Below are 13371 nucleotides of genomic sequence, written 5' to 3'. Positions count from 1 at the left end.
TCAGGAAACGGAACGTTTCCTGTCGTAAGGGCGTGCAATCAGCGTAGCGATCAGCCCGCAAACTGCGGCAAGGGAAAGCCATAGGCCGGGCATGGAACGATCATGTGTCGCTCCGATCAACCAGGTGCAGATGGCTGGAGTAAAGCCGCCAATGCAGGTTGCCAGACTATAGGCCAGAGAAAATCCTGTTGTACGTATGCGGGGAGGCACGATCTCCGTCAGGAACGGAACGGCTCCGCCATTATAGGCGCTGTAAATCAGTGCAAGCCATAATTCGACAACCATCAGATGAATGAAGGATGGGTCGGCAGTCAGCCATTTCATGGCTGGCCACGCTGTTGCGATTGCAAGAATGGTTGAGCCAATCAGTAGGGGCTTGCGTCCAATACGGTCGGACAACGCTCCAAACACAGGTAGTGCGACAAAATTCATTATGCCGACGCAGAGTGTTACAACAAGAGCGTCACGCGATGACAGATGCAGGACGGCATGCCCGAAAGCCGGTGTGTAAGCTGTAATGACGTAAAATGATGTGGTGGTCATCAGCACCATCATGATTCCGGTCAGGCAGACGCGCCAGTCTTTCAACAGGGCCGAAAGTGTTTCACCAAATGTGGGGTGATGATGAATCTGCTCAAAAGATTCCGTTTCTTTCAGGTTGCGTCGTAGAAAAAAGAGAACAGGAACAATGAGGCAGCCGATCAGAAGGGGAATGCGCCAGCCCCATGAGGCCATCTGGCCTGGCTCAATGAAAGCCGTCAGAGTCACGCCAATAGCAGCGGCGGCCATTACGGCCACCTGTTGTGAGGCGGACTGAAAGGCGACGACAAAGCCTCGAGTCTTCTCTGTCGCAATTTCAGAAAGATAGACCGAAGTCGATCCCAGTTCGACGCCAGCGGAGAAACCCTGTAACAGCCGCCCGCATAGAATAAGAAACGGTGCGATAAACCCGATTGTCGCATAGCCCGGAGTCAGGGTGAGGGAGAGTGTTCCCACTGACATGAGCGCGAGCGTGAGAAGCAGTCCTTTTCTCCGGCCGATCCGGTCCACGTAGGCACCCAGAATGATGGCTCCCAGTGGGCGCATCAGAAACCCGGCACCAAATGTCGCAAATGACTGCAAAAGCTGGGCTGAAGGATCTTTGGAAGGAAAGAAAGCTGCACCAATGGCCGCCGCATAGTAACCGAACACCATAAAATCGTACATTTCCAGCATGTTTCCGCTGGTGACCTGAATGATGGCCCGAACAGGGGACTGTGTTCGCTGGTGGTCCGCAGAGGTTGACGGGGAAGAGACTGGTTCGGGTGCGATGGTCATGGGCTGGTCACATTCTCACTTTTGGGCTGGCCTCTAGTTCACTTGACGCCTTACGTCCAAATTCATGCATTTGTTTCAATTGTGTCTATCCATAAAAGACCGCTTGTCTCGTTTGCGACGGAAAAGTGATATGTTTGTCGCACTTCAGGGGGTCGATCACAGGGCTTCCGGAAGGAGATATCGAGATTTCCGGCCGCAGAAAATCTTTCCCTGTTGATTTTCACTGAGAACTGATGGTGTGGACGGCTCGCAGCGGTCCTGAGAGGATACTGAAGAGCTGAGTGTCCAGTGGAGGAAACCATCATGTCCCAGTTGATCCGTATTGGCATGGATACGTCGAAAAAAGTGTTCCAGCTTCATGGCGTGGATGCCGATGAGCGGGTTGTTCTGAGCCGGAAACTGAGCCGACATCAGATGATCCGGTTTTTCGCGAACCTTCCGCCCACAGTAATTGGCATTGAAGCCTGTGGAGCGTCCCATCACTGGGCCAGAACCCTTGGTGCACTTGGCCACGAGGTGCGGCTGATGGCGCCACAGCTTGTCAAACCCTACGTCAGACGCAGCAAGAATGATGCGGCAGATGCCGAGGCCCTCTGTGAGGCGATGAGCCGGCCGACCATGCGTTTTGTACCTGTCAAAACCGTTGGGCAGCAGGCAGCCCTCATGCTTGTCGGCATGCGGGAGCGGCTCATTGGCAGGCGGACCCAGCTGGCCAATTCCATTCGGGGCTATGCCGCAGAATTTGGAGTGACCGCCCCTGTGGGTCTCTCCCGTGTGGCCCCGTTCCTTCAGCAGATTGCGTCTGAAGAAACGCTGCCACCTCTAGCACGTGATCTGTTTGCGCAGATGGCAGAAGAGTATGAAGGTCTGATGGAACAGATCAGGGATCTCGATAAAAATCTGGCCACATGGCATCGAAGTCAGGAGGTGAGCCGCAGGTTGTCCGGAATTCCGGGCATCGGTCCTCTGGCTGCTGCTCTTCTGCTCATGAAGGCGCCGGATCCGCATCTGTTCCGCTCAGGGCGGGATTTCGCGGCGTGGATAGGCCTCACTCCTCGTGATCATTCCTCAGGTGGCAAGGTCAGGCATGGCGGGATCACCAGGGCTGGAGACAGCCGCCTGAGAAGCACGCTGGTGGTTGGCGCGACCACCGTGCTCCGGCATGTCAGGCAGAACGGACAGAGCCGTCTCGCCACGCCGTGGCTTCTCAGTCTTCTGAGCAGAAAGAAGCCGAAACCCGCTGCTGTGGCTCTGGCCAACAGGATGGCACGCATTGCATGGAAGCTGATGACCAGCGGCGAAACATATCGCAAACCGATGGATGCTGTTGCGCTGGCAGCGGCAGCCGCCTGCTGACGAGATTGGCCAACACGATGCACGGAAAAAGAACGTGATCGTGTGAGCCGATACCGCAGTCCTGCAAAGAGGAGATGGGGAGATCGTTCGATCTGAATGGAAGACACTCCGCAAGAGCCCGTGGTTTTCAAAAACCGCAGAACTGAATGGAACTTCCATCGCAGAAACCATCTTGGCCAGCAGTCTGAACACTGCAAAAACAGGCCGGACATATGGGTGCAAACGACACGGTCACACCGCTATTTTCCCCCTTGCAAGACAGAGCCGTCCACATATGGGTTCTTCCGCACTTTTCGTGATGGGTATCTTGTACTGAGGTTCCGGAACTGGGAAATCCAGAAAGTCGTTCACTTTCATGGATATTCCCCAGTGTCACGCCTTCGGTCTCTTGATCTTCCCCGTTCCCTCGTCGTTCGTCGTGTTGTTGCACTGGATAACAGAGTGGAGATCGAAGTCGGTCTGCGAAAACGGAGTGCAGTGTGTCCGGACTGTCAGTGCCCGACACAACGCATTCACAGTTTCTATCAGAGAAAACTCGCGGATCTTCCATGGCAGGGCCGTCCAGCCACGCTGATCGTTTCTGTGCCGCGCTTTTTCTGCCAGACGATGCTTTGTCCACGTCGGACGTTTGTCATGCCCCTTGAGGGGATAACCGTGCGTCATGGCAGACAGACCACACGTCTTGCCGATCTTCATTATTATATCGCCCACACCCTGGGCGGTTCCGCTGGAGCACGAATGACCGTGCGCCTGTGTTGCCCCATCAGCGCGGATACTCTTGTCCGCCGTCTTCTCTCACGTGTGCAGAACACCACAAAAGGCACGGCCCTTACACGTGTGGTGGGGGTGGATGACTGGGCATGGCGGCGGGGACATCACTATGGAACGATTGTGGTCGATCTTGAGAAAAACGATGTCATTGACCTCCTGCCAGATCGGCGGGCTGAGACCCTGACCCAATGGCTGCAGGTCCACCCCGGTATTGAAATCATTGCCAGAGACCGTGCCGGTACTTATGCAGACGGATGCCGCAGAGGCGCACCATCCGCTCTTCAGGTGACAGACCGCTGGCATCTGCTGAAGAACCTGTCAGACGCTTTTGTCAGCATTCTGGACCGTTTTACGACGACTGTCAGGACCCTGACACGACAGATGAACGTATCAACGGTCGTAAGCAAAATATCTGAAACAATCAGAGCGCATCCAGAAGAGGCGCAGGCGGTCGTCAGGTCAGCCTCTGGGGAACGGCGTGACATTCTTTTCAAGGAAGCTCTTGCCCTGAAAGCAGCGGGACACAGCATTCAGGCTATCGCCACAACGATCGGGGTAGAGAGAAAAACCGTGCGGCGCTGGTTTCAGCGGGGCCATGCACCACCATGGAAAAGAACGGTTCCGTCACGCAGCATACTCGTGCCTTACACAGCCTACCTGGAAAAGAGATGGTCCGAAGGATGTCGCAATAGTCGTCAGCTATGGCGGGAACTCCTGGAGCAGGGCTTTGCAGGACAATATGGCACCGTCTGGAAATGGGTGGCGACGCGACAGGGATGTTCCGCGAAACCCGTTCCTTCCGCGCATGTCGTTGCACCTCGGGGACGCAGACTTGCGCGGCTTCTCCTCGCAGAGGATCCGTTATCTGCCGGACAGGAGGGACTGCTGGTTCCTGCCCTTCTGGAAGCTGAACCGCACCTTGCCGTCACACTCTGCTGGCTCAGGAAAATGCAGACCCTGCTCTGTAAAAGGGGTGACACCTGCACGGGAGGCGATCTGAAGGCTCTGCTGGAAGAAGGAAAGACGACGCTGCTGTCACGTCTGATTCCCGCGCTTGAACGGGATGCGGCTGCCATTGAAGCGTCTCTTGTCACACCTTGGACAACCAGCCCGGTTGAAGGACAGATCAGCCGACTGAAAATGATCAAGCGAACCATGTTCGGAAGAGCAGGCTTCGAACTCCTCAGGGCGCGTGTCCTTCAGCCCGCATAATCAAAAACATCATCACGAAAAGTGCGGAAGAACCCAGTTCTCAGTGAAAATCAACATAAACAATATCTTTTATTTCCATTTATATGATACCGATTATTATTTTAATAAATTTATGGCATTGAAGCGGAGATCGCAAATAAATCTATGGGGCAGCTACCCGCTCGGCGGCTATGATAGAGCCTTCCAGATAACCCGGTTCAATGGGGCTAGCTTCGCTGCCGATCAGAACCAATCGGCCTTGCCATGGCTCCGACACCCAAGGTTCTGGCGAAGGGGTTGGATAGCCAGTAGCTATTTGGTCGGCGGCGGTAGCTGTCAGCGGATCCGCAGCCCAATCTGTCATTGTACGCGAAAACCTGCTCTTGATGCCAGAATGAACAGTTTTCGCTCCGACGGGTGGTTGTGTCTATCGCGATGATCTGATGTCGTAGCACCCGTGTCGCGAAGAGGTTTTATCTCGCGGGTCAATCTCGTAGACGCTCTGCGTGCCACTCGAGATGGTCAGCCATGAAGGTCGATATGAAATAATAGCTGTGGTCATAACCGGGCTGCATCCTGAGCGTGCAGGCGATTCCAGCGTCCGCGCAAACCTGCGCCAGAAGCTCTGGACGAAGCTGTTGCGCAAGGAAGACGTCGGATTCGCCTTGATCAATGAAGAGGGCGGGCACGCGCGCACCATTCTTAATCAGGGCGACAGCGTCGTGCCTTTCCCATGCCTCACTGTCGTCGCCCAGATATCCTGCGAGCGCCTTTCGCCCCCACGGTACTTGCGAGGGCGCAACGATCGGAGCGAAAGCCGAGACAGACCTATACCGCTCGGGGTAGGTGAGGCCAATGGTCAGCGCACCATGCCCGCCCATCGAATGGCCGAAGATTGATTGTCGATCTGCATCGGCGGGAAAGGAACGCGCGATCACCGCTGGCAATTCCTCTGTGACATAGGACCACATGCGGTAGTTTTTTGCAAAAGGCTCTTGTATTGCATCTACGTAGAAGCCTGCGCCCAACCCGAAATCATAGGCGCTCTCCTTATCGTCGGCGACACCTTCGCCCCGCGGTGATGTGTCAGGGGCAACGAAGATCAGGCCCAATCGGGCGCAGACTGCTCGGAATTCTCCTTTCTCCGTCACATTGGCATGTGTACAGGTCAGGCCGGAGAGATACCAGACAACTGGCAGTCTGGTGCCCTCTGGGTGATCGGGAACGAAGACGGAGAAGGTCATCTCCGTCCCCGTCACAACCGACTGATGTTTATAGACACCCTGAACGCCGCCATAGGCCTTGCTGGTCGATAGGGTTTCCAAGGTCATCATCATCAACTTTCAGCTTCAGGCACTAGCAAAGGTGTAGGCGCAGACCTTGCTGCCAGCAGGATCGCGCAGATAGGCGGCATAGGCATCAGGCAGATGGTTGCGCGGTCCGGGCTTACCTTCGCACGTGCCCCCGACAGCAAGCCCGGCAGCGTGGAAGGCATCAACGCCTGCTTGGCTGGATGCGGCGAAGCCGATAGTCACGCCGTTGCCTGAAGGGGCCTCACCGTTGCTGGGCTTAAGGACCAGAAGTGCCGGCTTGTCTTTGCCGTAAAGGACGATGCTATCACCGAATGGCCCAAGATTCTTGATGTCAAGTGGTGCAAGAACCGCGTCGTAGAAGGTGGTCGAAGCGTCCAGATCGTTGGCGCCAAGGCAAATATGCGAAAACACGCTATCGCCGGAAATTGCGGCCATAAATATTCCTTTTTATTTGGTGCAAAAATATTAGAATACGACTACGCTGCGGATGGATTTGCCTTCATGCATGAGGGTGAATGCTTCGTTAATCTCCTCCAGGCCCATGACATGGGTGATCATCGGGTCGATCTCGATCTTGCCTGTCATGTACATATCGACGATTTTGGGCACGTCAGTCCGCCCCTTCGCTCCGCCAAAGGCCGTGCCGCGCCAGTTGCGACCCGTCACCAGCTGGAAGGGACGGGTTTCGATGGTCTTGCCGGCTTCGGCCACGCCGATGATGATGCTGGTGCCCCAGCCGCGGTGGCAGGCTTCCAGCGCGGTGCGCATCACCTCGGTGTTGCCCGTCGCATCGAAGGTGTAATCCGCGCCGCCATCGGTCATCAGCACGATGGCCGCCACGATCTCCTCACGGCTCATGCCCTTCGTGTTGAGGAAGTCGGTCATACCGAAACGGCGGCCCCATTCTTCACGGTCCGGGTTGATGTCGACGCCGATGATTTTGTTCGCACCGGCCAGACGCGCGCCCTGGATGACGTTGAGGCCAATGCCGCCCAGACCGAAGATGACGACATTGTCGCCCACCTGCACTTTGGCTGTGTTGACCACCGCGCCAACACCCGTGGTAACGCCGCAGCCGATGTAGCAGCTCGACTGAAACGGCGCGTCTTCGCGAATTTTGGCCACGGCGATTTCGGGCATTACGGTGAAATTGCTGAAGGTCGAGCAGCCCATATAATGGAAAATTGGCTGCCCCTTGTAGCTGAAACGGGTGGTGCCATCGGGCATCAGCCCCTTGCCCTGCGTGGCGCGGATGGCGGTGCACAGGTTGGTCTTGCCGCTGAGGCACGATTTGCACTGGCGGCATTCGGGCGTGTAGAGCGGGATCACATGGTCGCCCGGCTTCACATAGGTCACGCCGGGGCCCACCTCGCGCACGATGCCCGCGCCTTCATGGCCCAGGATCGAAGGGAAGATCCCTTCCGAATCGAAACCGTCCAGCGTGTAGGCATCGGTATGGCAGATGCCCGTCGCCATGATTTCCACCAGCACTTCGCCAGCCTTAGGGCCCTCCAGATCGATCTCCACGATCTCCAAAGGCGTTTTGGGTGCAAAAGCAACAGCGGCGCGAGTCTTCAAGGTTTATCTCCGAGGGAAGCTGGGGAATGGGGTGAGCGTCTGGCAGACTTGGCCTCAACCGCCACTGTCGGCGCGGGTAACGTAACGCCCTCCGCACCCCATGTTGAACAAAAAGCTTCTGTATCTGGGGGCATCTCAACCCTGCCCATTGCTTGGAGGTTGAAGGTGACGCCAGATAGCGCACTTGGTGTATTTTAATCAGTTCGATAACCCCATATCGCGCAGAGCCTTGCGGTACGCGACCGACGATCGATCGGCGGCAAAATGCGCTTCATCGTCGGTTCCAAGCGGCAGATCTTCAGGACACTGTGACTCGACAATCTCCTGATCCTCCGCAAATATCTGAGCATTGAAAGCATAGACATCTTCAAGAGACCCGGTCTGATCGAAATTACGGACGAGCGGCACGTAGAGAGTGGTCTCACGAGCCGAGACGGGGCTGGCGATGTTCATGATCTTGAGCATACCGTCATTGGGAAAATCGACAGTCAGGAAAGCTACGAAGGGCGGGTGGATGTCAAAGACACGCCGCCAAACGAATCCCTCGGGTTCCAGGTGTCGTAACGATTTGGGTAAATTACTGACGCTGCTAATATATTCGCTCTGTATTCCGTAATCGGTCATCCGTGTCTTGTAGAGCGGTACAGCACTGTTTTCACGGTCGGCGAAGGCCTCGTGATGGACCCAGGCAAAATGAGCAACATCGATGAAACCTTCAATCTGTCGTCCAGGCGCCGCAGCCATTGAAACGGGGGGGGCAAAGAATGGGCTGGAAGCTTTCGTTTGTCCATTGCGGAAAGGCGGGAATATCGGCACGCCCGTCGTCGGAATCGAGGCAAGTCCAAACAAGGCCATACTGCTCCACAACCGGGAAGGTGGTGGCGCGAAAGCGTTCTCCGGGTACCACGCTAGGCTGGGCCGGAATGCGGTTGCATCGACCGTCTGTTCCATATCGTAGACCATGGTAGACACAGATAATTTCGTCACCTTCCACCCAGCCCTTGCTTAGCGGTACGCCGCGGTGGGGACACAGGTCCCGCGCAACGTGGATGCCCTGAGCGGTCCGATAGACGACCAGCTTAACGTCAAGGAGCTTAGTCGCAACCGGCTTGTCCTCGATATCGATCGCTCGCGCGACCGGGAACCATTTTTTTGCCAGAATTTCCCAATTGCCGTGAGGATACGTGCAGACACGAGGACGCGTCATGCGGGAATGGGTGACAGCGTCGGATTGACAGGTTGCCAGCGTCACAGCCCGAGTTTCGCCGAGAGCTGCGTGGCTCATGCAAATTGTCCCCGGAAATTGATGCGGAATGCATTGCCATCAGGATCGCGCAGCACCGACTGGAACCAACCATAGTATGTTTTGAACGGCTCTTTCACAAGCGTTGCACCAAGCAAGACAGCCTTATCAGTCAATGCAGAGACCGTGTCAGCATCAGGAGCATCAAAGGTTTGAAGAACACGGTCGCCTGACCCTTCCTGAGGCTTAAGGCCCAAGAGATCATAGGCTTCGGGAGCGCTGAAGCCTATGGCGCTGCCGCCGGCTGTGAAACCACGGAACAGAGGTGAGCGGCTCTCGAGAAGCTCTTCGAGTCCAAAAAGCTCGCTGTAAAAATCGGCGAGCCGATTGATGTCCGCAGTGAAAATGTTGGTGTAGGCGAGGGCGATCATCGTGAGATCCTTCAGGCAGCTAGGCCGTATGTTTTGCGGTACATCTCAGCGATATGCTCGCCGACGGTCGTCGCTGCGTAATCCGGCCGACCTTCTTTGGGCAGACAGGTGCTGGCGCATTTAACCTCATAGAAATAGTTGGGGTCAAAGAAGGTCGGCACAGAAAACCGGTCCTTCCCGCTATGATTGTTTAGCACACGGTGCAGATTGGCGTGATACATCCCGTTGGTCAGGACGCGGACCATCTCACCAAGATTGATGACAAACGTGCCCGGAATCGGCGGCGCCGAAAGCCATTCTCCGGCTGCGTTTTCAACCTCGAGACCGCCGATGTCGTCTTGCAGTAAGATCGTGATCATACCCCAGTCGGTGTGTGCGCCCGCACCGATCTGATTGAAGGCAGCATCCTCAGGCTGCGGCGCATAGCGAAGCAGCCTGCTGTTAAAGAGTGGTTCGTTCAGGCCCTCTGCGAAATAGTCCTCCGGCAGGTCGAGCGAAAGCGCGAGGAGCCCCATCAGATGCCGTCCGACCCGAAACATCTCGTCGATATAGGCTTCAAAGGTCGAACGAAACCCATCGGGCTTGGAAGGCCAGAGATTGGCACCGCAGTTGGGTACGCCATCGCGCACATAGGGGTGGTTCTCGTCGAGATCACACCCAATAACGAAGCCTTCTTTGAGATCCGGTGGCGAGCCGTCGTCCAGGGTCTGCAGACCCATTGCCTCATAGCCACGATTGCAGGTCGACAGACTGGCGTCCACAGCCAACTTGTCTTCCATCGGGAGCGCGAAGAACTTCCGGGCAAGGTCCAACTGCGCATCAACCATCTCTTGTGGCACGCCATGGTTCTTGATGTAGAAGAATCCTGTATCGCGGGCGGTCTTGTGGATTTCCCAGGCTACGGCTCGCCGGTCGGCTAGATCGCCGCTAAAGCTAGGTGCCAGATCGATAACGGGTATGCTATCTGCCGGCTTCGGGGGGGTGTAGATGATCATGGTCAGTCTCCTAACCGTAGCCCTTAGAGGGCCTCGGCTTCGTTAAATTTGGGCGTGTCGTTCATCTGGTTCATCTTCATTTCAAGATGTTCCAGTGACGTCGTTTTGGCATATTTGGGGGCAACGCGCTCCGCGCAGGTCGGAATGCATTCGATCACGGCGTCGTAGTTGGGCTGATGGAAGAAGACGAGCGACTGGCGGCGGCTGCCGACTCCCTGATCGCGGGGCGGATTTACCACACGGTGCATGGTCGAAACCCACTCATCATTCGTCCATTGGGCCATAAGATCACCCAGATTGATGATGAAGGCGCCGGGAACAATCGGCACAGGCTCCCAGCGACCGTCCGCGGTCTGAACCTCGAGCCCGCCTGGCTTGTCCTCGGTCTTCAGGATCGTAAGGCCGCCGTAATCAGTGTGGGCGCCTGCACGCAGTTGGCCCCATTCCAGTTCCTCTGGCTGGTCGGGATAATTGCTGACCACCATATTGGTGATGTGCTTGTCGATCTTGTCAGCAAACCAGTTGGCGGGCAGATGAAGAGCGCGTGCGCACAGTTCCATCAGCAACGCGGCAAGCTTTTCGAGCTCATGATAATAGGCCGTCATAGCCGGCTTAAACTCCGGAACATCGGCATCGGGCCAGATGTTGGGATGAAAGAGCCGCTTGGCGGTAGCGCTCGTGAAATAAGGGTCGTCCAGGTCGAGATCGAAGCGGCCGATGTTAAAATATTCGCGGTGATCGGGCTTGGCTTCCTCCTCGCCGATCGTGCTGGCCAGGTTGCCGGTTTCGATGCCGAAATAGCCTCGATAAATATTCTTGTCGGTTGAGCGATAGCGCGACTTTTGCACGGGCGACATGTCGAACACCTTGCGGCTTGCTTCCCAAGCACGATCGATCACGTCGGCAGGGACGCCATGTCCCGCCACGACCAGAAAACCGATGCTGCGCGCCGCTGCGCCAACCTGCTCGGCAACAGCTTGCATGGCCGCTTCGTCACCGGTTAGGGCTGGGGTCAGGTCGATGATGGGAACCAAACTACCGTCGAATTTCATGCTAGCCTCCTGTCGTCGTCGGCGAGCGCTACTGCCGACACTGTAATAGGTTCTGCCTGCTGAGGACGAAGACGGACTTTGCCTCGCAGGAAGAGGTTGAGAATGATCGCGGTCACGATCTCTAGTAGGACGCCACTGAGCGTGAAGGGAGCAAGCGCCGGAGGCGCCGCCGCAAAAAAATCCGAAAGCGTCGGAACCAAACCAGCACCGAGACTAACGGCTACAAGCAGAAGGTTTTTACGGGAGCCGTCGATCCCGGCCGTTGCGAGTGAGCGAATGCCAGTCGCAGCAACCATACCGAACATGCCGGTAGCACGGACCAGATTATAATTGCCGTATTCGACCTGCGCTGAACCATGAACACCCTTTGTGTCGGGCCGCTCCGTGATAGCATTCACAATACCACCAGTCGCGCTTTGCCCGAAAACAGTGCCTTGGGGGCCGCGCAGCACCTCGACCCGCTGAAGATCGAGGAAATCTTGCTGTAATGCATAAGGACTGACGACGTAGACACCGTCAATGTGGAAAGAGGTGCCAGGCTCAGCGCTCAGATTGTCCGAGGCTTCGTAACCAATACCGCGGATAGATACGACGCGTACAAAGCTACCGCTATTGGCGACCGTCAATCCGGGAACGAAACCGTTCATGTCAATCAACTGGGTGATGTTCGAGCGCGATAAGGTGTCTGAAGTCAGCGCAGTGATCGCAAGCGGGGCCTTCTGAAGGGTGGTCTCCTTCTTTTCTGCTGTCACAACGATGTCGCCGGGGGGCGGCGTTTCTGACGGCGCAAGTGCTGCAGGAGATGCGCTCGCTGAGGATGCGGCATTGTTGCCCGCATGGGCAGCAGAACCCATCGCGACCAACGCGGACAGCGCCAGACCAGACAACGAGGTTTTCCGAAGGTTTACTGCACTCACTGTGATTCCCCCTGGGTCGAGAATATCCAATCACCACAGCAGGCTGCAGCGTTTGGTCTCTCGTTAAATCTGACGATGGAGCATCATTTATCATTGCCAGGCGAGCTGATCTATCGCAGATTACAGATACTCGCGTTCGCATAATGTGAGCACAGGAAGGACTCATGTTGCTAGGTCGTGCCGCCATTTATTTCGATGAAGTCGTCAGGCGTGGCTCACTACGCCGCGCAGCCGACGTGCTGCATATAGCGCCTTCGGCTGTCGATCGTCAGATCATCCAGCTTGAAGAGGAACTTGGAGCCAAATTGTTCGAACGAACGCCCAGTGGCATGCGTATGACCGCCGCAAGCGAGATTCTGATCGACGGGGTGCGCCGTTGGCGCCGGGACCTCCAGCGCATTCGTTCGGAAATCGACAATCTGGTGGGATTGCGACGTGGCAAGGTCGCAATCGGTATCGTCGAGGGGGCGACAGAATTTGTCAGCGCTGTCATCGTCGAATTCCGAAAGCGTTATCCGGCGATCGAATTCCGTATGCAGGTTTACGGCGCGCAAGGTGTCATCGACCAAGTCTTGTCTGGTGACATAGATGTCGGTGTCACGTTCAATCCGCCCAATAATCCTACGATAAGACTCGAGCGGACGATGATCTACCGCCTCGGCTTGGTGGTTTGTCCTGAACATCCATTGGCAGATCGGACCGAGATCTCTTTCTCGGAATGCGCCTCCTATCCGATGATCATACCGGATGAGAGCATTTCATTACGTCGAGTTTTGGACAATGCGTGGGCCCGCCACGTCGGAGGAACCCTTCGAGCCGTCGCAGAGGTTAGCAGCATCGGCCTGATGAAAACTTTGTCGATGCAGTCGGTTGGAGCAGGTTGGATGACTGCTTTTGACGCTATGAACGAAATAGAAGCGGGAACGCTAATTTTCATCCCGTTGCAAAAAGACGACAAGATCGAACTATCCACGCTCTCGGTTGTCAGCGCGTCGGGCCGCAACCTGTCCGTTCCAGCCTTGCTGATGTTGCAGCATCTCGGCCAAGCGATGGAGAACCATGGAGTTCCGATCATTTGAGTGCCCGTCGTCGAAACATTTGGCACAAAATTGATGGCGACGTAACGAAAAGATGGCCTCGTCTGGGGTTGACTTTTAGGCGGCGAGTTTGCGGTGCTGCAAGCTTCGATGTTCGATGGTCTGTTTTT

The 13371-nt window shown here is 56.0% G+C and carries 11 protein-coding genes and 1 pseudogene; 3 read left to right on the top strand and 9 right to left on the bottom strand.

Annotation, left to right across the window (positions count from 1 at the left end; all coding sequences use genetic code 11):
• Positions 1-1317 (bottom strand): MFS transporter, encoded by a 1317-nt coding sequence (tcuC, locus tag AGA_RS12945; RefSeq protein WP_059024968.1) that lies wholly within the window; start codon positions 1315-1317, stop codon positions 1-3.
• 303 nt (positions 1318-1620) lie between these two features.
• Here tcuC and AGA_RS12940 point away from each other — a divergent pair, with 303 nt between their 5' ends.
• Both AGA_RS12940 and AGA_RS12930 read left to right on the top strand, forming a co-directional pair.
• Positions 1621-2673 carry an IS110 family RNA-guided transposase gene (locus tag AGA_RS12940; RefSeq protein ID WP_059025018.1) on the top strand — a complete coding sequence of 351 codons (1053 nt, stop codon included), beginning with the start codon at positions 1621-1623 and terminating at the stop codon, positions 2671-2673.
• 369 nt (positions 2674-3042) lie between these two features.
• Positions 3043-4656: an ISL3 family transposase gene (locus AGA_RS12930; RefSeq protein ID WP_083503717.1), complete on the top strand. Its 1614-nt coding sequence runs from the start codon at positions 3043-3045 to the stop codon at positions 4654-4656.
• 464 nt (positions 4657-5120) lie between these two features.
• On the opposite strand, the gene fghA is transcribed toward AGA_RS12930, so the two are convergent.
• The 8 genes and pseudogenes from fghA to AGA_RS12890 all read right to left on the bottom strand — a co-directional run bounded on the left by fghA (position 5121) and on the right by AGA_RS12890 (position 12134).
• A complete protein-coding gene (fghA, locus tag AGA_RS12925) occupies positions 5121-5969 on the bottom strand; it encodes an S-formylglutathione hydrolase (RefSeq protein WP_059025019.1) in 849 nt (282 codons plus the stop codon).
• Positions 5970-5984: 15 nt separating this feature from the next.
• Positions 5985-6383 (bottom strand): VOC family protein, encoded by a 399-nt coding sequence (locus AGA_RS12920; RefSeq protein WP_059024967.1) that lies wholly within the window; start codon positions 6381-6383, stop codon positions 5985-5987.
• A 30-nt stretch (positions 6384-6413) separates the two neighbouring features.
• A complete protein-coding gene (locus tag AGA_RS12915; protein ID WP_059024966.1) occupies positions 6414-7526 on the bottom strand; it encodes an S-(hydroxymethyl)glutathione dehydrogenase/class III alcohol dehydrogenase in 1113 nt (370 codons plus the stop codon).
• A 198-nt stretch (positions 7527-7724) separates the two neighbouring features.
• A pseudogene (locus AGA_RS12910) lies at positions 7725-8733 on the bottom strand (Rieske 2Fe-2S domain-containing protein).
• A 74-nt stretch (positions 8734-8807) separates the two neighbouring features.
• On the bottom strand, positions 8808-9200 hold the full coding sequence (locus AGA_RS12905; RefSeq protein ID WP_059024965.1) for a VOC family protein: 393 nt from the start codon (positions 9198-9200) through the stop codon (positions 8808-8810).
• Positions 9201-9211: 11 nt separating this feature from the next.
• Positions 9212-10195, bottom strand: a complete 984-nt coding sequence (locus AGA_RS12900; RefSeq protein ID WP_059024964.1) for an isopenicillin N synthase family dioxygenase — start codon at positions 10193-10195, stop codon at positions 9212-9214.
• 23 nt (positions 10196-10218) lie between these two features.
• Positions 10219-11247 (bottom strand): isopenicillin N synthase family dioxygenase, encoded by a 1029-nt coding sequence (locus AGA_RS12895; protein WP_059024963.1) that lies wholly within the window; start codon positions 11245-11247, stop codon positions 10219-10221.
• Complete coding sequence (locus AGA_RS12890) at positions 11244-12134, bottom strand: TonB-dependent receptor plug domain-containing protein (protein ID WP_231946156.1); 891 nt, start codon at positions 12132-12134, stop codon at positions 11244-11246. The genes AGA_RS12895 and AGA_RS12890 overlap by 4 nt, the downstream gene beginning before the upstream one ends.
• Positions 12135-12328: 194 nt before the next feature.
• Between AGA_RS12890 and AGA_RS12885 the strand changes: the two genes are divergently transcribed.
• A complete protein-coding gene (locus AGA_RS12885; protein ID WP_059024961.1) occupies positions 12329-13243 on the top strand; it encodes a LysR family transcriptional regulator in 915 nt (304 codons plus the stop codon).
• Positions 13244-13371: the final 128 nt, after the last annotated feature.

The organism is Acetobacter ghanensis, assembly GCF_001499675.1.
GTDB classification, from domain to species: Bacteria; Pseudomonadota; Alphaproteobacteria; order Acetobacterales; family Acetobacteraceae; genus Acetobacter; species Acetobacter ghanensis.
This window is presented reverse-complemented; position numbering and strand designations above follow the sequence as displayed.